Raw genomic sequence first — 24,023 nt, 5'->3', positions numbered from 1 at the left:
CGGCCATCACCTGGGACACATTTCCGCCACGGCCGGTTCCCTGTCGTTGTCGGGGGAGCCCGGGTCAGGCGGCCGCGGCCCGCGCTCCGATCATGGAGTGCAGCCGGTCGGCCGCCGCCCGCCCGAAGGCCGGATCGTTGATGTGGGTGTCGTAGTCGTGGGTCCGGACGGCGCTTCCCCGCAGGCCTTCGCGGAGCGCGGAGAACAGCGCCCCGTCGGCGCCGGGGTCATGGTAGGGCCCGCCCGGGGCGCCGAGCGTGGACAGTCCGCGCAGCGGTACGCAGACGGCCGTGGGGCCGGTGGCCGCACGGAGTTTGGCGGCGACCCGGCGGCCGAGCTCGGCGCATTCGGCCTCGGTCGTACGGATCACCGTGATCGAGGGGTTGTGGACGCGGATCCGGCGGTAGCGGACCCGCTCGGGCAGGCTCTCCATCGTGCCGAACTTCACCATGTCCAGCGCCCCCAGGCTCACCACCTGCGGGATCCCGGCCCGCCCGGCGGCGCTGAGCCGGTCGGGCCCGGCGGTCAGGATGCCGCCGCACAGGTCGTCGGCGAGCTCGCTGAGCGTGAGGTCGAGGACCCCGGCGAAGATCCCCTGGCCGGCCAGGGTCTCCAGGGTCCGGCCGCCGGTGCCGCTGACGTGGAAGACCAGGACCTCGTAGCCCAGTTCGGTCAGGCGTTCCCGGGCCGCGTCCACGCCGATCGTGGTCACGCCCGCCATGCTCGCCGCTATCAGCGGCCGGGGCCCCGAGCCCAGCGGGGCCGGCCTGCGCAGCTCCATGGCGGAGCGGGCGTAGGCCTCGGCCATCCCTGCGACGGCCGCGACGGCATTGGCCAGGACCGGCGCGGAGATGCAATTGATCCCCGCGATGTCCACGACGCTGTACATCATGGTGATGTCCGCCGATCCGACGTACGGGGCCACGTCCCCGGACGCCATCGAGGAGACCATCACCTTCGGGACGCCGAGCGGCAGTGCGCGCATCGCCCGGGTGGCGATGGAGGTCCCGCCGCTGCCGCCTATCGCGAGCACTCCGTGCAGCCGGCCTTCGGCGTGCAGGCGTAACAGGGTCGCTTCGGCGCCCCGGGCCATCGTGGTGACGGCCGCGCCCCGGTCGGCGGCCGCGCGCAGTTCGGACAGTTCCGTTCCCGCCGCCCGCGCCACCGCTTCGCGCGGTACGTCGGCGGGCATGCGGGGCTCGTTCATGATTCCTGTGTCGACCGTGATCACTTCGACGCCGGTGCGCAGCAGCCTCTCGCGCAACCAGCCGTACTCCACACCCTTGGTGTCCAGGGTTCCCACCAGCACGACGTTCGTCATACGTGCAATGTCCACGCAGGTGGGGTTTGTTGGCAAGTAAAGGTCGGGTCAACCCTGGTTGCCGAGGACCCTCAGGAAGTCTCCAGAACCTCCAACAGTCGTTCCAGGAAGGGGATCTGAGACACCACCAGTTTGGTTCTGGCCACCGGGGGAGCGAACCACTCCACCCGGTCCAGCTCGGGGAACTCCGCCGTCCGCCCCGATTTCGGCGGCCACTCCATGGTGAAGGTGCCGGGCACCGCGAGGGCCGGATCCAGGTCCGCCCGTACCGCCCAGATCGTCACCAGCTTCCCGCCGATCATCCGCACCTCGCCCAGCGGCAGGTACGGACCCTCCGGCGGGGGCAGCCCGATCTCCTCCGTGAACTCCCGGCGGGCCGCGTCGCGCGGGGTCTCCTCGGGGCCGTACTCGCCCTTCGGGATCGACCAGGCGCCCGCGTCGCGGCGCTCCCAGAGCGGGCCGCCCATATGGCCGAGCAGTACCTCGACAGGTCGGGTGGCGGGGGCGTCGTCCGTCGTGCCGGGCTGCCTGAACAGGAGGAGCCCGGCGCTGCGCTTCGCGGTCATGGCCCCATCCCTACCGTTCCTAGCCAGTGTGCATGCGTGAGTTTTGGACCCGTTCATGCTTACTGGGCGCATCCCGAACGGTTTTGGATGCACTGGGTCCCCGCGTTCTCTTCCCGCTCGGCGTCGGCTCTCCATGAAGCCGGTCCGTTGTGGGTGGGCGGTTTCCGTCACGTCCTCGGGTACCCGGTGCGGCCTGGGCGGTCCGATGCCCTACACGATCGCTCTGGTCGTGTAGGGGCGGTGCCGTCCGTCGCCGGATCGGGTGTCCGAGGGCGCGTCGTGCGATCGCGATGCCGGCGGCATCGTGTCGGGACATCTTTCGGCGGGGGGTGGCCAGCGGTTTTTGCCAGTGCTGGCCTCCCCACTTGGAGGTGTAGGCGGGATCGACTGCGACGATGGCGAGGCCGTGTTCTGCAACCATCGAGACGAGCCTGGCTTTTAGCTTGCCGGTCGGGATGCCAGAGATGAGCTGCCGGAACCACTTCTTGCTGCCGTGCTTCTCCCGTGTCTTCTCGGAAGCGAAGTCCAGGTCTTCGATCGCGACGGCCTTGACGCCGGTGTTCTTCGCCCAGCGCAGTAGCCGGGTGATGGCACGGCGGATCTGCGCGTCGCGGTGGTCGGCCGATCCGCTGAGGTCGTAGGGGGAGCGGCGCGGATCGCCGACCGGATTCCCGTGCGGGTCGAGCCGGTAGGCGGCGAAGTGGTCGGCGTTGGTATCGACACCGACCATGGCGTTCGCACGGGCAGCGGCGAGGGAGAGCGTCTGGACGGCGAGGCGTTGCCAGGATGCGGTCAGGTACCAGCGGCCGCGTGTGACGTCCAGGTGGATGCGGTAGGCCACGGCCCGATTCGCTTTGATGCGGTCGGCCCACTCCGCGCCCCGGTGCGCGAACGCGATCCGGCAGGACGGAATGTACCGGCCATGCTTGGCGTTCGCCAGATGCGCGAGCGGGGTGGGCAGCTTGATGCTGATCTCACCGCCGGGGGTGACTCGGATCGTTTCGTTCCCGAACGGCTTCCCGGACTCACCGTCAGCGGCGAGAAACCAGCGTTCGGCTTCCCACCGGGCACGCCACTCTTCCTTGGTGAGCTGGGCCTTGTCCAGGTGGTGTCGGGTGTTTGCCAGCCGCTTCCCACCCCTGACCACCCGGACCCGACCCGCCCGCCAGTCGGCCACGACAGCCGTATGCCGCTCTTCCAGAACCGCGAGACGCCGCGACTTGTTGAACCACTCGCTCCTGGAGCGGTAGCCGCCCGCAGCACGCTTGGCTCCCTTCCCCCCGATCGGGAGGGCGAGGCGGTGGCGCAGTGTGCGGATGCCTGCGTCGAGGTTCTGGATGTGCGCGGCCTGGCAACGCCGGGCGAGCGCCCACTGATCGTGGCTGGCTTTGGTGATCGCCCCGGCGATCCGCGACGACGGCTCCCTCGTCAGCCCCCGCTTACGTGCCGCCCACCTGCCGGTGGAATGGTCGGGGCCGTCCGCGCACCGGTGCTTGAGGTCGCGGGAGGCCAGAGCGCCCTGATGCGCGCCAACCAGCCGCAGGACTTCCTCGTCCCCGGCACTTAGATGCTTCAGGCGGCTGCGTATCGCCACACCGCACGGACCGAGCGCCACGAACGAAGGAGCGATCGCACGCAGCTCCTTGACCGGATCAGCCATCGCCGACCGTCGCGGGCAGAGCCCTGCGCGCCCGCATCTTCACGGAGCGCTGTCCGTACAAGCCGGCACAGAACACCGGCAGCCAACTGCCCTCACGGAACCAGCGATACGCACCTTGGGGACGTACACCCCGCGCACTCGCCGACTCATTGAGATCCATACAGGCGACCGTATCGACACTCACCCAAATGGACCATCACTCACAAGAGTGGACTAAAGAAGCCAGAAGTTCCCACCTCGCGAGTGCCCCTCAGTAGTCGTGCCAGTGATCGTGTCAGTGGTCGTGCGGACCCTGCCGGTGGACCGGGCCGTGGGCGTCCGCGCAGTGGCCGTCGGGCCGGTCCTCGCCGGGGCGGCCGACCGTGAGGAGGGAGTCCTGGACGTGGTCCACCTGGAGGGTGGTGTGCGTGATCCCGTACTCCTTCGCCAGCAGGGCCTCCAGGTCCCGGCGCACGGCGTGGCAGTCGCCCTCCGGGGCCACCAGGACGTGTGCGGACAGCGCGGCCTGCCCCGAGGTGATGGTCCAGATGTGCAGGTCGTGGACCTCGGTGACCGGGGGCTGCCCGACCAGGCGGTCGCCGACCGTGTCCGGGTCCACGTGGGCCGGGGCGGCCTCCAGCAGGATCCGTCCGGACTCGCGGACCAGTCCGTAGCCCGCCTTGACCATCAGGACGACCACGACGAGGGAGGCGATCGAGTCGGCCTGCCGGAAGCCGGTGGTGAGCACGATCAGGCCGGCCACGGCGGTGCCGATGAAGGCGAACAGGTCGTTGAGGATGTGCTGGTAGGCGCCCTCCACCGCGAGCGAGGTGCGGTTGGCCTTCGAGATGCACCAGGCCGCCACGATGTTGACGACGATGCCCGCGAGCGCCGTCACCAGCACCAGCCCGCCCTCCACGGGCGGCGGATCGAGCAGCCGCCGCACGGCCTCGTACGCCAGCCAGACCGCCAGCAGCAGCAGGGTGAGGCCGTTGGCCTGCGCGGAAAGTATCTCCGCGCGCTTGAGGCCGTACGTGAATCCACCGCGCGCGGGCCGGGCGGCCAGCCGCATCGCGATCAGCGCGAGGACGATCGAGACGGCGTCCGTCAGCATGTGCGCGGCGTCGGAGATCAGGGCCAGGGAGTGCGCCAGGAAGCCGACGACCACCTCGATGGCCATGAAGCCCGTGATCAGGCCGAGGGCGATGCCGAGCCACCGGCGGTCCGCGTCGGCGGCGACACCGTGGCTGTGACCGGCGTGACCGTGATCTTCGTGGCCGGCGGTGCCGTGGTCGTGCGGCGCGTGGTCGTGCGCGCTCATGGTGTCCCCCGTGAGTCGTGGTGCGCGGCGTGCGCGTGGATTCCGCTTCCGCACGTGTCGGCTGACTTCCGTACGTGTCGCCTGAAGTGAAGCGCACCTCGGGGCGATGGGCAAAGGCTGCAACGGGGACCGTTGTCATTACCCATAACGCCCGCCTGACCTGCGGTTATGCCGGGCGCGCCGGATCGTGGGAAAATCGCCCCATGGCCCAGCGCCCCGGTGTGCCGACCGCGCCAGAGCTCCTCCTGGAAACGGACAGGGGTTCCACCGCGATGAGCCCGCGCCGGACGTACCACGTCGGCCGGGACCCCCTCTGCGAGATCTGCCTCGACGACGCACGCGTCTCCTGGCACCACGCCGTGCTGCGTCCGGACGGCGACCACTGGACGCTGGAGGACGAGGACAGCACCAACGGCACGTGGGTCGACGGCCACCGCGTCCGCGAGTGGGCGGTCGGCGTCGGCAGCGAACTGCGCTTCGGCAGCGCCGCCGACGGACCGCGCGTCCGCTTCGCCGAACCGGCCGTAGTCTCCCGGCCCTCCTCGGTCTCCCGCCCGGACATGACCAGCACCTTCCGGCAGCCGACCTCGGTCCGCCCTCTGGCCGACCGGGCCGCCGTCCGCATCGGCCGCGGCCCCGACAACGACCTCGTCATCAACGACCTCGTCGTCTCCCGCCACCACGCCGAACTGCGCGCCCGCCCCGACGGCAGGTACGAGATCGCCGACCTCGGCAGCCACAACGGCACCTACCTCAACGGTGCCCGCCTCGCCGGGGCCGCCGCCATCGGCGAGGGCGACATCGTCGGCATCGGCCACTCCGCCTTCTGCCTGGTCGGCGACCAGTTGCAGGAGTACGTGGACACCGGCGAGGTCTCCCTCGACGTCCAGGACCTCGGCGTGGCCGTCGACCAGGGCCGCAAGACCCTCCTCGACCACGTCTCCTTCCCCGTCGGCGCCACCACCCTGCTCGCGGTGGTGGGCCCCAGCGGCGCCGGCAAGTCCACCCTGCTCGGCGCGCTGACCGGCCTGCGCCCCGCCGACCACGGCACCGTCCTCTACGACGGCCGCGACCTCTACCGGGACTACGCCGAACTGCGCAGCCGCATCGGCCTCGTCCCGCAGGACGACATCCTGCACGCGCAGCTCACCGTGCGCCGCGCCCTCGTCTACGCCGCCGAGCTGCGCTTCCCGCAGGACACCGCCAAGGCCGAACGCGAGGCCCGGGTCGACGAGGTGATCGGCGAACTCGGCCTCCAGCAGCGTGCCGACCAGCCCATCCACAGCCTCTCCGGCGGTCAGCGCAAACGGGTCTCCGTCGCCCTGGAACTGCTCACCAAGCCCTCCCTGCTCTTCCTGGACGAGCCCACCTCCGGACTCGACCCGGGCATGGACCGCTCGGTGATGAACATGCTGCGCGGCCTCGCCGACGACGGCCGCACGGTCATCGTCGTCACCCACAGCGTGCTCAACCTGAGCGTCTGCGACCGCCTCCTGGTCCTCGCGCCCGGCGGCCGCATCGCCTACTACGGGCCTCCGGACGAGGCGCTCGGATTCTTCGGCTTCGAGCAGTGGCCCGAGGCCTTCGAAGCCTTCGAGAACGAGCGCGAGCGGGACTGGGCCGGGGAGCACCGGGCCTCGCCGCTGTACGGCCGCTATGTCGACGTCGCCGGCCGGGTCCCGCTCGCCGGTGCCGGCGACCGGGCCGCCGGCGTCGCGCCGAAGCCGCCGCCCAAGGCGCAGTCCTGGGCTTCGCAGCTCTCCACCCTGATCCGCCGCTACGCCGCCGTGCTCAGCGCCGACCGCACCTTCCTGATCATCATGGTCGCCCTGCCGTTCGTCATGGGCGCCATGGCCCGCGCCTTGGCCGGCAGCGAGCTCACCGCGGAGACGGCGCTCAACGCGCTGTTCATCCTGTGCGTCGGCGGTGTCCTGACCGGAGCCGCCAACGCCGTCCGTGAACTGGTCAAGGAACGCGTCATCTACCAGCGCGAACGCGCCGTGGGACTCTCCCGGTCCGCCTACCTGATGTCGAAGGTGGTCGTCCTCGGCGCCATCACCATCGCCCAGGCGGTGGTCCTCACCCTGGTCGGCCTCGCCGGAGTCAAGACCAACGCCCCGGGCGGCAAGGGCCTGTTCCTGCCACCGCTCATCGAGATCACCCTGGTCGTCGCCCTGCTGTCCGTCACCGCCATGGTGCTCGGACTGCTGATCTCCGCCCTGGTGTCCAAGGAAGAGGTCACCATGCCGTTGCTGGTCCTGCTCACCATCGTGCAGGTCGTCTTCTGCGGCTCCCTGCTGAAACTCACCGGGGTCCCCGTCATCGAACAGTTCGCCTGGTTCGTGCCGGCCCGCTGGGCCATGGGCGCGATGTCGGCCACCATCGACCTCGGAGCCATCGTGCCCGGCAAGATCACCCAGGACCCGCTGTTCGACCACAAGCCCCGCCTGTGGCTCATTGAGGTCGGGATGCTGGCAGCCCTTGCCGTGCTGTTCGGCGTGCTGACGGGCCGGGTGCTGCGCCGCCACGAGCCGGCCATCATGCGGAAGTAGCCGCGATGACCAGCCCCGGCCAAGCCGCGGACTTCCGGCCCACCCACATCGTCCCGCAGGACGGCCTGCCCGCGTGGGAGACCCCGGACCTGTCCCGCCCGACCGTCCCGCTCGACGCCTTCCTCCCCGTACGGCTGCTGTCGCGGCGCGGGGAATGGGGGGAGATCCTGTGCGCCAACGGGTGGTCCGCCTGGGTGGACGGACGCCTGCTGCTCGCCGTGCCGCAGCCCCCGCCGACCGGCGGACGGCCGCTGACGCGCGTCGAGGACCCACAGCCGCTGCTCGCCCGCTGCACCGAGGAGCTGGAACGCTACCGGCGGGCCGTCACCGACCTGGCGGCCGGGCGGACCGACCCCGAATCCTTCCGGCGCTCCCTGCGGGGAGTGCGCGTCGGCGTCGTCGTCGACGGGGAGTCCGTGTGGCTCTACGACGAGACGGCGGGACGGTGGATGTACGGGGACGGGAGCCGCCTGGCCACCTACGCGGTCGTCGCGGGACCCGGTGCCCCGCCCGCGCCCCAGACACCGCCTGCGGAAGCCGACACCGAGGGCGGTGGCGACGTACGAGATGTTCCGCACGTTCCGCACGAACCCACGAAGATCGTGGAGCTGCCCGGGCCGGAGACGGGCTGATGGGCTCCGATCCGGGTGCGGAGCCGTTCCGCGGGCGGGAGTCCGACCTGCGCGGGCGGCGGATCGCCGGGTACGTGGTGGAGGCCGAGATCGGGCGCGGCGGGATGGCGGTCGTCTACCGCGCGCACGACGTACGGCTGGACCGGACCGTCGCGTTGAAACTCCTCGCACCCGAACTCGCGCGCAACGACGTCTTCCGGCAGCGGTTCGCGCACGAGTCCAAGGTGGCGGCGGCCATCGACCACCCGCACATCGTGCCCGTCTTCGAGGCGGGGGAGACCGACGGGATGCTCTACATCGCCATGCGGTACGTGGCCGGCCAGGACCTGCGGGCCATGCTGGACCGGACGGGCCCGCTGCCCGTGGAGGCGGCGGCCCGGATCGCGGGCCAGGTCGCCTCGGCGCTGGACGCGGCGCACGCCCACGACCTGGTGCACCGGGACGTGAAACCCGGCAACATCCTGGTCGCGGGCGGTACCGACAGCGAACACCCCGAGCACGTCTACCTGACGGACTTCGGGCTGACGAAGAAATCGCTGTCGCTGACCGGGTTCACGAGCGTCGGGCAGTTCGTCGGGACCCTGGACTACGTGGCGCCCGAGCAGATCGCCGGGAAGCCGGTCGACGGCCGGTGCGACGTCTACAGCCTGGGGTGCGTGGTCTACGAGACCCTGGCCGGAGGCCCGCCGTTCCAGCGCGACGACGACATGGCCCTGCTCTGGGCCCACCAGTACGATCCGCCGCCCGCCGTGTCCTCCCGGCGGGCGGGCCTGCCGGCGGGGGTGGACGAGGTGCTGGCGCGGGCCCTCGCGAAGGCGCCGGAGGACCGGTGGGGAAGCTGCCTGGAGTTCACGGGGGCGCTGCGGCGTGCGGGGGCGGGGGAGGGCGCGGGCCCCGGCGTGGCGGCGTTCGTCCGTCCGCCCGCCCGGGCGGCTTCCGACGGGCCGCCGCCACCACCGCCCCGGTGGGCCCTGCCGGTGTTCTAGGGCCAGGGATGGTTCGAGGAGTCCCGGGGAGTGGGAGACGCCCTAGTTCCCGTGGTCGGGGGAAGGCGTGCACACGACGTGGGCCGTGACCTCGGCGTGTGCGGCCGAGGCGTACCAGCCCTTGCGGCCGTCCGCGTCGACGACGGGGTGGGAGGCCAGGACGCTGTGCCGGAGCGTGCCGTCGCGGCCGTGGTCCCAGTGGGTGGTGGAGTACCCGCCGGACTGCACGGACGTACCGCGCGGACAGAACACCGTGCTGACGGACACCGCCTGGGCGGAGGTGTCCTTGCGGCCGGTGTCGCCGGAGAGGTGGCGGGCGCCGGGGCCGGTCGCCTGGGTGGGGAGGGCGGTGGAGAGGGTCAGGGCGAGCGCGGAGAGGGCGATCAGGCCAGCGGCGTGAAGCGGCCGGAACAGGCCTTTGGTCATGTTCACGGAGACGAGCGTGTCATGCGGAAACGATCCCCCGATGAGCCGATTTGCGACTGTTCACTCGAACGGCGCAAGAGGTGGGCGACGGGTCAGTGGGCGGCGGGGCCGGCCGGGCCGGCGGATTCGGCGGATGCGGCGGGGGCCTGGCGGCCGGGTCCGCCCCGGCGCCGGGGGAGCAGGGCGCCGAGGAAGCCCGCCACCGCGCCCGCGAGGAAGCCGAGGCCGACCGTGCGCCAGAGCAGCGGGCTCAGCTCCACGTCGCCGCTGAGGTCGGAGACGTCGCCGAGGCCCAGCAGGGAGAGGCCGAACTGGGCCTGGATCCGGGCCAGCAGGCAGACCACCAGGGTCGCCAGGGCCAGGGCGACGGCCAGGTGGAGGGCGTGCTGCCAGGGGCGGACGTGCGCGGGCGAACGGGCGGCGGCCAGCGCACCGGCGCCGAGCAGGAGGACGACGGCCAGTACGACCAGCCACCAGGCCCGGGAGTCCCGCTCGGCGAGCGAGGCCACGTCGATGGTGGACAGGTCCGAGGCGGAGCCGGAGCCCTGGCCGGTGGCGCGCAGCACCTCGTCCAGGACCTGCGGTACGGGCAGCCCGAACGGGCCCTCGGCCTTGCCCTCCCAGGCTCCGCCGAAGCCGAGCGTGAGGGCGGGCCAGACCAGGTTGGGCAGGCCCAGCAGGATCACCGCCACCGTGCGGTCCGCGTGCCCCTGGGTCGCGGCCACCACCAGAGCGACGCCGATCCCGACGGCCACGTACGCGAGGAGGAGCGCGACCACGGCGAACGCCGCCGGCCGCACCGCCGCGTGGAAGCGGACCAGCCCCGCCGGGAGCGGCGCGCGCCGGGACACCAGGAGGGCGATCAGCAACAGGCCCAGGATCCACAGCAGTCCGAAGCCGAGGGAGGCGGGGATCGCGGCCTCGAAGCCCACCATCGGGCCGGCATCGAGGACTTCACCGATGTCGCCGATGATCGAATCGCCGGTGGAGATCGCGAAGTCCCGGCGGGCCAGCAGGGCGACTCCGGTCAGCGCCACCAGCCAGAGGAACACCAAGGGCGCGGCGCGGGCGAGCAGTTCGCGCGTCCCCGCCACGGCCCGGTTGTGCAGGGGACGCAGGAAGAGCCAGCCGGCGGTCAGCGCGCCGGCCAGGCTGACGGAGAGGGGGAGTACGGACAGGCTCGCGTCGGCCCCCGCCAGGAAGCCGGCCCCGCCCGTCACCTCGACCGAGCCGCCCGCGGCCATCAGTACGACGGCGGCCACCACGTGCGGGAACGCGCCGCCGGGCAGATCGCCGGCGCCGGCGAGGGCGAGCCCCGCGGAGGCGACGACCGCCATGACCACGAAACCCGCCAGGACCGCGACGAGGGCGTCGCGCCAGGCTCGCGCGGCCGGTGCCGTTGTAGAGCTCACCCTGCCACCGTAGGCAGCTCCGCTTGCGGCCACCACCCGGACGGCGCACACAATGGTCGCCAGGAGTGCACTAAATCCGGAGATTTCCGCTGATGATCCGCGGAAGTTCCATAACGGAACGTCCGTAACGGAACGTCCACGGAGCACCGTCCGCAGGGGCCGCAAGGGCCCGGAAGGTCTGCAGGGTCCGAAGGGCCGCAGGGTCCGCAGGGTCCGCAGTGGAACGTCCACAGGGGACCGGAACCCCTCCGCCTGGGAAGAAGAGCCCGTGACCACTCAACCCTCCGGCCAGCAGCCGCCGTGGCCGACACAGCCGTCACAGCCGCCCTCGCAGCCGCCGTCGTCCTCGTCCGGGCGCCCCACGGGCCCGCCTTCCGGGCCCCTGTCCGGAGGCAGTGAAGGCCCCCCGCCACCTCCGCCGCCGGCCCCTCCCGGAGGATCCGGGAGCGGGGTGCCCCCCGGGCCGCCCGAGCCCCCGCACAAGGCCTGGTGGCGCTCCGTTCCCCGGCTCGCCACCACGATCGTCGCCCTCGCCGCCGCCGTGACCCTGGCCGTCGTCCTGACCAGGCCCAGCGGTGGTGGGGGCACCACCACCTCCGCGGGCAACGAGGTCTTCCTGCAGCCCGCCGCCGCGTCGGGGCCCGACCCCTTCACCGAGTCCACCGCCGCCAAGGACGCCACGGCCCCGCCCGAGAGCCCGCCGCCCCCGACGACGCAGACGAAGCCCGAGTCGAAGGCCCCGTCGGCCACGGGAACCACGGCCACCCGCAGCGTCAGCGGAGCCTCGCCCGAGCTGTACGGGGGCACGAGCAACGTGGCCAGCTGCGACGTCGAGAAGCAGATCCGGGTGCTCTCGGCGCAGCCCGCAAAGAACGCCGCCTTCGCCTCCTCGCTCGGCATCCAGCCGACGGCCGTGCCGGGCTACCTGCGCTCCCTCACCCCGGTCCAGCTCCGGGTGGACACCCGGGTCACCAACCACGGCTACCGGGACGGCGCCCCCACCAGCTACCAGGCCGTGCTCCAGGCCGGGACCGCGGTGCTCGTGGACGACCGCGGGGTGCCCCGGGTGCGCTGCGCCTGCGGGAACCCGCTCGGGCCGCCGGTGGCGCTGCAGGCCAACCCGAAGCGGTTCGGGCAGCCTTGGACCTCGTACCAGCCCTCGCGGGTCGTGGTCATCGCGCCGTCCGTGACCATCGTGAACAACTTCGTGATCTACGACTACCACGACCGGCGCTGGTTCGAGCGCGACCGGGGTGACCACCGCGGCCGGCACGACAGGCCGATCCCGCCGCCGGTGATCCCGACGCCGATCTTCACCACCCCGCCGCCGTCGCCGACGTTCACCTCGCCGTCCCCGACGCTCACTTCCCCGTCGCCGACGCTCACCTCGCCGTCGCCGTCGCCGTCGCCGTCGGTGTCGCCGTCCGAGTCTCCGTCGAAGTCCCCGTCCGAGTCGCCCTCCGAGTCGCCTTCGGAGTCGGTCTCGCCTTCGGAGTCCGTCTCTGAGTCCGTCTCGGAGTCCCCGTCCGAGTCCCCGTCCGAGTCGGCCTCGGAGTCGGCGTCCGAGTCCCCGTCGGAGTCGCCTTCGGAGTCGGTGTCGGCGTCGGTGACCGGGTCGGAGTCCCCCTCCGAGTCGCCGTCCGCATCCGCCTCGGTGTCCGAGTCGGCCTCCACCTCACCGTCCGCGGACCGGCGGGCGACCTCGCCGACGCCGTCCGTGTCGCCCTCGAAGAGCGCGGTGGCGCCGTCACCCTCGCGGAGCTCGTCGGAACCACGGTCTCCGGCCCCGCCCAAGGTCTCCTCGGCGGCGCCGGTGGTTCCCGAGCCCCCGGCGACCTCGGTGCGGCCTGAGCCGCCGAAGCCGACACCCCCGCCGCTGGTCTCGACACAGCCCGAGCTCCCGCCGCCGCCCCCGCCGGTGACTTCGGCGCGGCCCCAGCGCCCGCCGCCCCCGCCCTCGCCCTCGCCGATCGAGCCCGGATCCGGTGGCGACGCGGGTCAGGACGGAGGTACGGACAACGGCGGCGGTGGCCAGTAGGGCCCCCGCCCACACGAAGACCTCCCCGAGGGCCGCCGGCCCTCGGGGAGGTCTGGTGCTGCCGTAGTGCCCGGGCGGCTGCTAGCGGACGCGCCCGTACATGTTCGGGTTGTACGCGCTGAAGCTGGAGACGCGAACCTGCTTGCCCGGGCGGGGGGCCTCGATGTACTTGCCGCCGCCGAGGTAGATCGCCACGTGGTGGATGCCCGAGACGCTGCCGTTCGAGGTCCAGAGCACCAGGTCTCCGCGGCGCAGTTCGGAGCGGGAGATCGGGGTGGTGGCCCGGTACTGGTCGGAGGCGACGCGGGGGAGGGCGATGCCCGCGGAGCGGTAGGCGGCCTGAACCAGGCCCGAGCAGTCCCAGCCGCGGGGGCCGTTGCCGCCCCAGACGTACGGGTCGCCCAGGTGGCTGTTGGCGAAGGAGATCGCGCCCTCCGTGCCCTGGCGAATGGGGGTGCCGGAGGAGCCCGAGGAGCCCGAGGAACCGGACGAGCCCGAGGAGCCGGACGAGCCCGAGGAGCCGGACGAGCCCGAGGAAGAGCCGGAGCCGGATCCGGAGCCGCCGGCGAAGCGCTCGTACTTGGCCTTGTGCTGGGTCCAGCGCCACCAGCCGGTGCCGTCCTTGTACCAGTACACGCGGTCCTTCGCGTCCCAGCCCGCGCGGCCGCGGAAAGTCGGCTCGGAGGTGCGTACGGAGGAGGGCGAGGAAGACGAAGGGGAAGAGGAGGCCCCGGCGGAGGAACGGCCGCTGTTCGCCACGTACTTGCTGTAGTGCTGGGTCCAGCGCCACCAGCCGGTCGCGTCCTTGTACCAGTACTTCGAGCCGTCCCAGCCCGCGTGCGCCGGGGCCGGTTCCGCGGACGCGGTGCCCACTCCGGTGCCCATCAGCAGGGTGGCGCCGACCGCCGCGACCACGGCGCCGCGCAGGGTGCAGCGACGGCGGCGGGCCGCGGCGGCCGTCATGGCCGTCGTGCCGCGCGCGCAGCCGGTGCAGTCACAGCTGTCGGGTATTTCTTCGGTGAACTCGGGCGTGCGCATGCATGGTTCCTTATCCATCGGGGGTGTTTTCACAGGGCGTCGGCGGCAGGGCCGCGCGCCGTGTAGAAGGCCACGGTCAAGTCCTTGACCAGGGCCTTGCGTTCGTAGTCGTCCAGGCTCACGAGCCCGCGGTCCGACATCCGGTGGACGGTGTCGTCGACGGCGTCGAGCACGGAGGTGAGGACGGAGTCCCGGTGCCGGGCGTCGATCGAGGCGACCCGGCGGCGCTGCATCGCGGCGGCGACCTCCGGTGCGTACTCGACGTGCAGCGGCCGGGCGGAGAAGACTTCCACGCCGACGGCCTTGCACTCGGCGGCGAGCAGCCGGGTCAGCTCGTCGCCGACGGCCTCGGTGTCGCGCAGGGTTTCCGGTCCGGAGGGTCCGGCGGGTCCGGCGGGTCCGGCCGGTTCGGGGCCGAAGGAGTCGGCGGGCATCCGGGAGAGCACCCGGGCGGTGGCGGACTCCACCTGCCCGCTCAGGTACGCGGTGTGGTCGTCGACCGCGAGCAGCGCGCGGGCGGTGTCCCCGACCCGCCATACGACGAGGACCACGGACCGCAGCGCGGTGCCCTCGGAGTCCACGGCGCGGAGCGGCTCGCTGCGCCAGTGGCGCAGCCGTACGTCGACGCGGGTGTGCCGGGGCAGCGGGTTCGACCAGATCAGGCCGGTGCGCCGGATCGTGCCGCGGTAGCGGCCGAAGAGGGTCAGCGACCAGGCCTGGCCGGCGCGGCCGCGCCGCAGTCCGCAGAGCGCGGCGAGCGCGAGGAGCGCGCAGCACACGATGACGGCCAGGGGCCAGACCTCGGTGGGGGAAGCGGAAAGGCGGATCTCCTCGAACCGGGGGAGGGCGGCGGCGCAGGCCGTGGCCGACACGGCGGTGAGCAGGGCCCACCAGCCGGAACAAGCCCGCGCGGGGCGTTCGGTCAGCTCGGGATCGAGCACGGCGGGGAGGGTCCGCGGGGTGGCCGGCGCCGCCATCGCCGGTCGGGTGGGCCGGGGTATCGCCCCGGGTACGGCGGCCTGCCGGAGGGTCTCGGGCTCGGCGGGTCCGCTGCCTCCGCGGGGGCGCCCGGGGGTGCCGGAGGGGTCGGTGGCCGTGGCGGGGGCGGCTGCCCGTTCCTCGTCGCGGAAGAGCGGGCCGAGGACGAGCGGGTCCCGGTACGGCCGCAGGACCGGACTCCGGGGGGTGGGGCCGGTGCGGGGGGTGGATATTCGGCCCGGGGTCTGCGCCCCTTCCTCCGCCCTTTCCGTCCCTGCTTCCCCCACTCCTTCCCCCGCTCCTTCCACCCCTCCCTTCGGTGCCTCGGCCGGTTCTCCGGTCGTCTTCGGCGCTTGCGACAAGCCACACCCCACACAGCCGTGGGCGCCAACGACCCCGATCCAGAGGGTTCCTGACGCCAGCAAAGATGATCATGAACGGATCGATCTTCGCGAAATCGTACAAGTCGCCTATTCAGCGAAAGTCACGACAGGCCGGGACTTTGGTCCCTTTTCATCCCGGAATTCGGCGTCCGGGGCGGTCGCTAGCGCTCAAGGGGTTGCGAGGCGCCGCCGACACGCCGGAACCGACCCCCGCGTACCGCGAACCCGCACCCTCCCCGTACCGCCGCGGCAAGCTCCCGCAGACCGGCGCGCACCGTCGAAGAGTGAGACCCTGAAGGTGTGGCCGAAAGGGGAGTGACCCCCCAGGTCGAGTGGCCTGCCCGGACGGACACGAGCCTCGCGCTCAACCACATGGGCACCTTCGACTGGGACCTCGACAGCGGGCAGATGTTTCTGGACACCACCGCCCTCGAGGTCCTCGACCTGCGCCCCGGGGAGTTCACGGGCACGCCCGCCGGACTGCGGGTCCGTCTCGCGCCCGGCGAGGAAGCCCGGCTCGACGCCCGGGTCGCGCAGGCGCTGAAGGCCGGCCGCACTCACTACGGGGCCTACGTGCGCAGCCGCGACCGGGACGGGGCGCCGGGCTGGACCCATGTCCAGGGCCGCATCCTGCGGGACCCGCGCGGGCGCCCGTACCGGATCATCGGGATCCTCCGCGACGCCGTCCACGACCCCGGCGAGCCCGGCGCGGCCGGTGAGCGCGACGAGGGCCGGCGCCGCATGACCGGGGTCGTCGAGCGGACGACGGCGATCCTCGCGCACGCCCGCACCGTCAACGACGTCACCGACGTCCTCAAGGACCCCGAGGCCCTCGGCCACCTCGGCGCCGTCAGCGTCATGCTCGGCGTCGTCGACGGCGGCCGGATCCACCTGGTCGCGGAGGGGCAGCTGGGCGCGTACGTACCGGAGACCGAGTACACGCGGATCGACGCGCCGCTGCCGCTGAGCGAGGCCGTACGGACGATGCGGCCGGTGTTCCTCGGCTCCCGCGAGGAGTTCCAGCGGCGCTACCCGGACCTGTGGCCGTACATCGAGCCGCTATCCGTCCGCAGTGGCGTCTATCTGCCCCTGATCGCGCAGGGCAGGCCCGTCGGCGCGCTCGGGCTGCTCTACACGCGGGAGGGCGACTTCAACGCCGAGGAGCGCAACGTACTGATGGCGCTCGGCAGCGGCATCGCGCAGAGCCTGCAGCGCGCGATCCTCTTCGAGCAGGAGCACGACCTCGCCGAGGGCCTCCAGAAGGCCATGCTGCCCCGCCGGATTCCGGAGGTGGCGGGGGCGCGGATCGCCGTACGGTACCGGGCGGCCCGGATGGGGCGGGACATCGGCGGTGACTGGTACGACGTCGTCCCGCTCGGCGAGGGCCGGGTCGGCGTGATGATCGGCGACGTGGAGGGGCACGACACGGACGCCGCCGCCGTCATGGGCCAGCTGCGCATCGCCCTGCGCGCGTACGTCGCCGAGGGGCACACGCCCGGCATGGCGATGGAGCGGGCCTCGGCCTTCCTGCGGGACCTGGAGACGGAACGCTTCGCCACCTGCACGTACGCCGACATCGACCTCACCAGCGGCATGGCCCGGATGGTCCGTGCGGGGCACCTCGACCCGGTGGTGCGGCGCGGCGACGGCAGCTGCCACCGGGTGCAGGTTGCGGGCGGTTTGCCGCTGGGCCTCCCGGCGCGCGAGCCGGGGGAGGCCGGTGCGGGTGCCTCCGGCGGCCCGGGCGCCTTCGGCGCCGCCGGAACGGGATACCCGGTCACCACCCTCGAACTGCACCCCGGGGACACCCTGCTGCTGTGCACGGACGGTCTGACCGAACGGCCCGGCGGGGATGGCGACACCGGTCTGCGCGAGCTCATGGAAGCGGTCCGGGACGGGCCGGCGGACGTCGAGGAACTCGCCGACGTCCTGTGCGACCTGGTCGGGGACTCGGGCGGCGGGGACGACATGGCCCTGCTCCTGCTGCGCCGCCGCGGCACCCCGCTCCCGCGCGGCGGCGGCCCGCTGCGTCACCGGCTCACCCCCGGGGACCCGGACGCCCCGGCGATGGCCCGGCACCTGATCCGGGCGGCCGCCGCGGCGTGGGGTGCGTGGGACGTGGCCGACGAGATCGAGCTGGCGGCGGACGAGCTGATGACCAACGCGCTGGTCCACACGGACGGAGTCGGCGGCGTCAGCATGCGGCTGACCCCGGAGGGCCGGATCCGGATCGAGGTGGAGGACACCAGCAGCGCCCTGCCGCGGCGCCGGGAGGCCGACGACTGGGCGGTGTCCGGGCGCGGCCTGATGCTGGTCGACACCCTCGCGGACGCCTGGGGCGTGGAGCCCCGGGGCGGCGGGAAGTGCGTGTGGTGCGAGTTCGCCGTACCGGCCTCCGCCCCTTCGCCCCCGGAGCCCGGCGCGCCCGGCGCGGTGTAGGCGCCGCCGGGTTGGCCATGCGGCCGTGTACGGGCCCTGCGCGCCCCTGGCGATCTGCATCGCGCCGTCAGCCCGCGCACGAAGCGGACCGCGAGGACGGAGGCCGCGAGTCACGGTCGATTCCGTGGCCGGGCCGAGGTGTCAGAGCGCACCTTTGAACGGCTTGGTGCCCGGGGTGGCCTGAACGGCCTCCCGGGGCGGGGGCGGGGGCGGGGGTGGAGCGCGGGCAGGTGCGGGCGAATGGCTGACGTCGCCGGACTCGCGCTGTGTTCATCCACTCATATGCGTGGAGCTGGATGATCCTGCCTGGATGCCCACCCTGCGCCCGCTGTTGCCCGTCATGCTGCCGGCTCTGCTCACCGCGGTGCTCGTGGTCCCGGCGCCCCCGCAGGCCCATGCCTCCGGGAGCGGCAAGGGCGAGGGGATCGAGACGGCCCGCACCGCCCGGCAGATCGCCCCCGGGGTACGGCTGGAGTCGTACGACCGGCTCGAAGCCGACCGGTGGCTGCGCATCGACGAACTCGACGTCCAACTGTCGGGCACGGGTACGGGTACGGGCCCGCGCACCGGCCAGGGGGCCGGTGTGCGGGCGGAGTACCTCGGCGGCCGGGGCGTCGCCACCCTCGCCGACTCCGCCGCCCGCCACCCCGCCGGACCGGGCCGCCGGGTGGTCGCCGCCGTGAACGGGGACTTCTTCGACATCCGGGGTACCGGCGCGCCGCTCGGCCCCGGCATCGGTGCGGGCCGACTGCTGCACGCGGCCTCGCCCGGCGCCGGACAGGCCGTCGGCTTCGGCGCTGACGGGCCGGGCCGGGTGCTCCGCCTCGCCCTCGACGGGAGCGTCACCTTGCCCGGCGGCCGGGTCCGCCCGCTCGCCGGCTTCAACACCGCGCGGCCGCCCGCCGAGGGCTTCGCCGCCTACACCGCCGCGTGGCCGGCGGACGGACTCCCCGTGTCCGGACCGGCGGTGGAACTGCGCGACGGCCGGGTCACGGCCGTGCGCGCGGCGGTACGCGGGCCCGCGCGCCGGGAGCGTCCCGAACCCGGCACCACCCTGCTGGTCGCGGCAGGCGCGGCCGCGCCCGAACTCGCCGCCCTGCGCGCCGGGGACGCGGTCGCCGTGGCGGCCCGCCCGGTGGCGGCCGGGGGCGGGCCGCTCCCGGCGAGCGCGGTCGGCGGCCGGGAGGCGCTCGTGGTGGCCGGGGTCCCGCAGAACCACGACGGCGAGCCGAACAACGCGGCCGCGCCGCGCACCGCCGTCGGCTTCTCCCGCGACGGACGCCGGGCCCGCCTGGTCACCGTCGACGGTCGCCAGCGCGACAGCGGAGGGCTGACCCTGACGGCGCTCGGCCGGCTGATGCACCGGCTCGGCGCCCACGAGGCCCTCAACCTGGACGGCGGCGGCTCCTCGACCCTGCTCGCCGCGCTGACCGGGGAGACGGCCCTGACCGTGGAGAACTCCCCGTCCGACGGCCGCCTGCGCCCGGTCCCCAACGGCCTGGTCCTGACCGCCCCGGCCGGCTCCGGCCGCGCCGCCGGCTACCGGATCGAGCCCGCCGGCGGGGCCGCGCGCGCCTTCCCCGGCCTCGCCCGGACCCTCAGGGCCACCCCCTACGACGCATCCCTCGGGCCGGTGTCCGGGCAACCGTCGGCTCCGGCGTGGTCCCTCCCGGAGGGCCGGGGCCGGATCGATTCCAGCGGGGTCCTGCGCGCGTCGGGTCCCGGTTCGGTGGAGGTGCGGGCAGGCCTCGGATCGGCGAGCGGGGCGCTCCGCCTCGACGTCCTCGGAGCGCTGACCCGGGTCCGCGCCGTGCCGGAGCGCATCGGGCTCGCGGAGCAAGGGGAGACCGCGCGCTTCGTCCTGACCGGGCACGACGCGCAAGGCGCCGCCGCCGTGGTCGAACCTCGGGACGTGGAGCTCGACTTCGACCGTTCCCGGTGGAAGGTGGCCGAAGACGGGCGCGGCGGATTCACGGTGACCGCCCGGGTCCCGAACGCGACGGGTGAGTTGCGCGCCACGGTACGGGGGATCCCGGCCGTCTCGCCCACCTCAGGTGCATCGGGCGGGGCGGCCGCCTCGGCTCCCTCCCGTACCTCCGGTGTCTCCCGTGCCTCCGGTGCCCCCATGGCTCCGGCCCGGCTGGCCCTCGGGGTGGGCCTTTCGGACGTGCCGCTCGCGGATCTGGAGGATGCCGCCCGCTGGACCGGTGCCGGCGCCGCGCCCGGGGAGGGCCGTCCCGGCCGGGGGCTCGCCCTCGCACCGCCCGCCGGGGGCGGGAAGGCCGCAGCGACCCCGCCCCGTCCCCTCCGGGTCCCCGAACTGGCCCGCTCGCTCTCCCTCTGGGTCCACGGCGACGGCTCCGGGGCCCGGCCCGCGGTGGAACTCACCGACGGTGAGGGGGCCGCCGTCACCCTGCGCGGCCCCGCCGTGGACTGGACCGGCTGGCGGGAGATCGACCTGCCGCTCCCGGCGATGGCGGAGCGCCCGTTCGCCGTGACCCGGCTCGCGGCCACCGCCCCCGCGGTCACCCGCGCCAAGGCCCCGGCCGGAGCCAGGGCCGAGGCCCCCGCGGTCACCCGTGCCGAGGCCCCCGCCGGAGCCGCGGCCGCGGCTCCGGCCATGCCCGCCGCCCCGCGGCTGCTGCTGGACACCCTGGCGGCGCGGACGCCGCCGACCGGGATCGTGCGTACGGCCGGGGCACCTGATCCGATCGTGGCCACGGCGGCCCGGGTGAACGCCCGGCCCTGGCGGTTCGCCGTCGACCCCGCCGGAGCCCGGGCGGCCGCGGCCTCCTCCGCAACCCCGGGCGCGGCCTCCGCCCGGACCCGGGCCGTCGACTTCGCGCTGACCGGCACCGACCGCCCCGCCTTCGTGCACCGCGGCGTACGGTTCCTGCCGCTCGGCTCCACGCGCCCCACCCTCGCCGGCGGCGGGCTCGACCGGATCACGGCCCTGCGCGCGGCCCTGGCGACGGCCGCCCGGGAGCCGGGCACGGGCGCGCTGGCCGTCGTAGAGCCGTACGCGCCGCAGGCCGTCGACCGCAAGGAGGCCGTCCTGCGCCTGCGGCTCCTGGCGGAGTTCCCCCGGGCCACCGGCAAACGGGCCGTGGTCATCACCGTCGGCGCCCCCCGTTTCGCGGCCGGCCGCACCGAGGGCGTGCTCACCGTCGCGGCCCCGCGCACCGGCCGGACCGTGATCGGCGCCGACGCCTTCGCCACGGGCGACTGGCTCTCCGTACTGCCGGCCGGCAGCCGGTGAAGGCGGTCAGGAACGGAGAAGCACCCGCCGCCCACCCGCCCCTAGCGTGAAACCCATGGACATCAACCTTTCGCAGTGCTTCATCGCCGTCGACGACCACGAAACGGCGGTCCCCTTCTACCGGGACGTCCTCGGTCTGGAGGTCCGGGGCGACGTCGGCTTCGAGGGGATGCGCTGGGTGACCCTCGGTTCGCCCGCGCAGCCGGATGTCGACATCGTCCTCGAACCGCCCGTCGCGAACCAGAACGCCTCGTCCGCCGACCGGGAGGCCATGGCGGAACTGCTGGCCAAGGGCCTGCTGCGCGGGGTCATCTTCAGCACCGACGACTGCGACGCCACCTTCGAACGCATCCGGGCCGCCGGCGGTGACGTGCTCCAGGAGCCGATCGACCAGCCGTACGGCGTCCGTGACTGCGCCTTCCGCGACCCGGCCGGAAACATGATCCGGTTCCACCAGCCCCGCAAGCGCTGAGATCCACCGCCCCTCTTACCTGGCGCCGCTCCCGCAGGACACCGCCGATCGGGTAGACAGGGGAGCGTTGCCGCGACCGCGAAGGCGGCGTCAGCCCAACAGAGCGGCGTCAGCCCAACAGTATGGAGAGACGATGAGCAAGGTCACGAGGACGGGCACGCAGTCACCCGAGCCGCACGCCGCCGACGTCCACGACCTGATCCGCGTACACGGTGCGCGCGTGAACAACCTCAAGGACGTCAGCGTCGAGATCCCCAAGCGCCGGCTCACGGTCTTCACCGGCGTGTCCGGCTCGGGCAAGAGCTCCCTGGTGTTCGACACGATCGCCGCCGAGTCGCAGCGGCTGATCAACGAGACCTACAGCGCCTTCGTGCAGGGCTTCATGCCGACCCTGGCGCGGCCCGAGGTGGACGTCCTCGACGGCCTGACCACCGTGATCACCGTCGACCAGCAGCGGATGGGGTCCGACCCCCGCTCGACGGTGGGCACCGCCACCGACGCGAACGCGATGCTGCGCATCCTCTTCAGCCGGATCGGAAAGCCGCACATCGGCTCGCCCAAGGCCTTCTCCTTCAACGTGGCCTCGATCAGCGGGGCCGGCTCGGTCACCTTGGAGCGCAGCGGGCAGACCGTGAAGGAGCAGCGCAGCTTCAGCATCACCGGCGGCATGTGCCCGCGCTGCGAGGGCCGGGGCTCGGTCAACGACATCGACCTCACCGCGCTGTACGACGACACCAAGTCGCTCAGTGAGGGCGCCCTCACGATCCCCGGCTACACGATGGACGGCTGGTACGGCCGCATCTTCAGCGGCTCCGGCTTCTTCGACATGGACAAGCCGATCCGCAAGTACACCAAGCGCGAGCTGAGCGACCTCCTCCACAGGGAGCCGACCAAGATCAAGGTCGAGGGGATCAACCTCACCTACGAAGGCATCATCCCGAAGCTCCAGAAGTCGATGCTGTCCAAGGACGTCGAGGCGCTGCAGCCGCACATCCGGGCGTTCGTGAAGCGCGCGGTGACCTTCAGCGTCTGTCCCGAATGCGAGGGCACCCGCCTCAGCGAGGGGGCCCGGTCCTCGAAGATCAAGAAGATCAGCATCGCCGACGCCTGCGCCCTGCAGATCAGCGACCTGGCGAAATGGGTCCGCGACCTCGACGAGCCCTCGGTGGCCCCGCTCCTGGCCACGCTCCGCCAGACCCTCGACTCGTTCGTGGAGATCGGGCTCGGCTACCTCTCGCTGGACCGGCCCTCGGGCACGCTGTCGGGCGGCGAGGCCCAGCGCGTCAAGATGATCCGCCACCTGGGTTCCTCGCTCACCGACGTCACCTACGTCTTCGACGAGCCCACCGTCGGCCTGCACCCCCACGACATCCAGCAGATGAACCGCCTCCTGCTGCGGCTGCGCGACAAGGGCAACACGGTGCTCGTCGTGGAGCACAAGCCGGAGACGATCGCGATCGCCGACCACGTCGTCGACCTCGGCCCCGGCGCGGGCCAGGGCGGCGGCACCATCTGCTTCGAAGGCACCGTCGAGGGGCTGCGGGCGGGCGACACCATCACCGGGCGGCACTTCGGCGACCGCGCGAGCCTCAAGGAGACGGTGCGCACGCCCAGCGGAAAGCTGGAGATCCGCGGCGCCAAGACGCACAACCTGCGGGGCGTCGACGTCGACGTGCCGCTCGGGGTCCTCGTCGTGGTCACCGGTGTCGCCGGCTCCGGCAAGAGCTCCCTCGTCCACGGCTCACTGTCGCACCGGTCAGGGGCCGCGAGCGAGGGCGTGGTCTCGGTCGACCAGGGCGCGATCCGCGGCTCCCGGCGCAGCAACCCGGCCACCTACACCGGACTGCTCGACCCGATCCGCAAGGCCTTCGCCAAGGCCAACGGGGTGAAGCCGGCCCTGTTCAGCGCCAACTCCGAGGGCGCCTGTCCCGGCTGCAACGGCGCGGGGGTCGTCTACACCGACCTCGCGATGATGGCCGGCGTCTCCACCACCTGCGAGGAGTGCGAGGGCAAGCGCTTCCACGCCTCGGTCCTGGAACACCACCTCGGCGGCCGCGACATCAGCGAGGTCCTCGCGATGCCGGTCACCGAGGCCGCCGAGTTCTTCGGCGCCGGCGAGGCGCGCACCCCGGCCGCGCACAAGATCCTGGAGCGGCTGGCGGACGTCGGCCTGGGCTACGTCAGCCTCGGCCAGCCGCTGACCACCCTCTCCGGCGGCGAGCGGCAGCGGCTCAAGCTGGCCACGCACATGGCGGACAAGGGCGGGGTCTACGTACTCGACGAGCCCACCGCCGGCCTGCACCTCGCCGACGTGGAGCAGCTCCTCGGCCTGCTCGACCGCCTCGTCGACTCCGGCAAGTCGGTGATCGTGGTCGAACACCACCAGGCGGTCATGGCGCACGCCGACTGGATCATCGACCTGGGCCCCGGCGCCGGTCACGACGGCGGCCGGATCGTCTTCGAGGGCACCCCCGCCGCCCTCGTCGAGGGCCGCGCCACCCTCACCGGCGAGCACCTGGCGACCTACGTGGGCGCCTAGGGGGGGCAAGACACCCCCCAGG

Annotated in this window: 15 protein-coding genes and 1 pseudogene; 8 read left to right on the top strand and 8 right to left on the bottom strand. The window is 73.2% G+C overall.

Annotated features, from left to right (window positions below; genetic code table 11):
- Nucleotides 1-64: 64 nt before the first annotated feature.
- From OG247_RS06495 to OG247_RS06480, 4 genes are all read right to left on the bottom strand, one after another.
- On the bottom strand, nt 65-1,321 hold the full coding sequence (locus OG247_RS06495) for a Tm-1-like ATP-binding domain-containing protein (RefSeq protein WP_327251318.1): 1,257 nt from the start codon (nt 1,319-1,321) through the stop codon (nt 65-67).
- Nucleotides 1,322-1,392: 71 nt separating this feature from the next.
- Nucleotides 1,393-1,887, bottom strand: coding sequence for an NUDIX domain-containing protein (locus OG247_RS06490; RefSeq protein ID WP_327251317.1), 495 nt, complete (start codon nt 1,885-1,887; stop codon nt 1,393-1,395).
- 19 nt (nt 1,888-1,906) lie between these two features.
- Entirely contained in the window at nt 1,907-3,547 is a 1,641-nt protein-coding gene (locus OG247_RS06485; protein ID WP_327251316.1) for a transposase, read from the bottom strand.
- 274 nt (nt 3,548-3,821) lie between these two features.
- Complete coding sequence (locus OG247_RS06480) at nt 3,822-4,847, bottom strand: cation diffusion facilitator family transporter (protein ID WP_327251315.1); 1,026 nt, start codon at nt 4,845-4,847, stop codon at nt 3,822-3,824.
- 203 nt (nt 4,848-5,050) lie between these two features.
- Between OG247_RS06480 and OG247_RS06475 the strand changes: the two genes are divergently transcribed.
- The 3 genes from OG247_RS06475 to OG247_RS06465 are packed head-to-tail and all read left to right on the top strand — an operon-like array spanning nt 5,051 to nt 9,017.
- Nucleotides 5,051-7,399 carry an ABC transporter ATP-binding protein/permease gene (locus OG247_RS06475; protein WP_327251314.1) on the top strand — a complete coding sequence of 783 codons (2,349 nt, stop codon included), beginning with the start codon at nt 5,051-5,053 and terminating at the stop codon, nt 7,397-7,399.
- A 5-nt stretch (nt 7,400-7,404) separates the two neighbouring features.
- The gene (locus OG247_RS06470; RefSeq protein WP_327251313.1) at nt 7,405-8,031 is read left to right on the top strand and encodes a hypothetical protein; all 627 of its coding nucleotides are present in this window, start codon (nt 7,405-7,407) and stop codon (nt 8,029-8,031) included.
- Complete coding sequence (locus OG247_RS06465) at nt 8,031-9,017, top strand: serine/threonine-protein kinase (protein ID WP_327251312.1); 987 nt, start codon at nt 8,031-8,033, stop codon at nt 9,015-9,017. Before OG247_RS06470 ends, OG247_RS06465 begins: the two co-directional genes overlap by 1 nt.
- A 42-nt stretch (nt 9,018-9,059) precedes the next feature.
- Here the strand turns inward: OG247_RS06465 and OG247_RS06460 are convergent, their stop codons facing one another.
- Together OG247_RS06460 and OG247_RS06455 are read right to left on the bottom strand one after the other, a co-directional pair.
- Nucleotides 9,060-9,449 (bottom strand): hypothetical protein, encoded by a 390-nt coding sequence (locus OG247_RS06460; RefSeq protein WP_327251311.1) that lies wholly within the window; start codon nt 9,447-9,449, stop codon nt 9,060-9,062.
- 86 nt (nt 9,450-9,535) lie between these two features.
- Nucleotides 9,536-10,855: a streptophobe family protein gene (locus OG247_RS06455; RefSeq protein ID WP_327251310.1), complete on the bottom strand. Its 1,320-nt coding sequence runs from the start codon at nt 10,853-10,855 to the stop codon at nt 9,536-9,538.
- A gap of 382 nt (nt 10,856-11,237) precedes the next feature.
- Between OG247_RS06455 and OG247_RS06450 the strand changes: the two are divergent.
- Nucleotides 11,238-12,506 (top strand): annotated as a pseudogene (locus OG247_RS06450) (DUF6777 domain-containing protein); the annotation flags it as partial.
- 468 nt (nt 12,507-12,974) lie between these two features.
- Here OG247_RS06450 and OG247_RS06445 read toward each other — a convergent pair.
- A complete protein-coding gene (locus OG247_RS06445) occupies nt 12,975-13,931 on the bottom strand; it encodes a C40 family peptidase (RefSeq protein ID WP_327251308.1) in 957 nt (318 codons plus the stop codon).
- 29 nt (nt 13,932-13,960) lie between these two features.
- Nucleotides 13,961-15,196, bottom strand: a complete 1,236-nt coding sequence (locus OG247_RS06440; protein WP_327251307.1) for an SPFH domain-containing protein — start codon at nt 15,194-15,196, stop codon at nt 13,961-13,963.
- 468 nt (nt 15,197-15,664) lie between these two features.
- Between OG247_RS06440 and OG247_RS06435 the strand changes: the two genes are divergently transcribed.
- The 4 genes from OG247_RS06435 (at nt 15,665) to OG247_RS06420 (ending at nt 24,001) form a co-directional block, all read left to right on the top strand.
- Entirely contained in the window at nt 15,665-17,731 is a 2,067-nt protein-coding gene (locus OG247_RS06435; protein WP_327257359.1) for a SpoIIE family protein phosphatase, read from the top strand.
- Between the two features lie 310 nt (nt 17,732-18,041).
- Nucleotides 18,042-20,990, top strand: coding sequence for a phosphodiester glycosidase family protein (locus tag OG247_RS06430; protein ID WP_327251306.1), 2,949 nt, complete (start codon nt 18,042-18,044; stop codon nt 20,988-20,990).
- A 55-nt stretch (nt 20,991-21,045) separates the two neighbouring features.
- Nucleotides 21,046-21,462: a VOC family protein gene (locus OG247_RS06425; RefSeq protein ID WP_327251305.1), complete on the top strand. Its 417-nt coding sequence runs from the start codon at nt 21,046-21,048 to the stop codon at nt 21,460-21,462.
- Nucleotides 21,463-21,595: 133 nt separating this feature from the next.
- On the top strand, nt 21,596-24,001 hold the full coding sequence (locus tag OG247_RS06420) for an excinuclease ABC subunit UvrA (protein WP_327251304.1): 2,406 nt from the start codon (nt 21,596-21,598) through the stop codon (nt 23,999-24,001).
- Nucleotides 24,002-24,023: the final 22 nt, after the last annotated feature.

The sequence above is a fragment of the Streptomyces sp. NBC_01244 genome, assembly GCF_035987325.1.
GTDB lineage: Bacteria > Actinomycetota > Actinomycetes > Streptomycetales > Streptomycetaceae > Streptomyces.
This window is presented reverse-complemented; position numbering and strand designations above follow the sequence as displayed.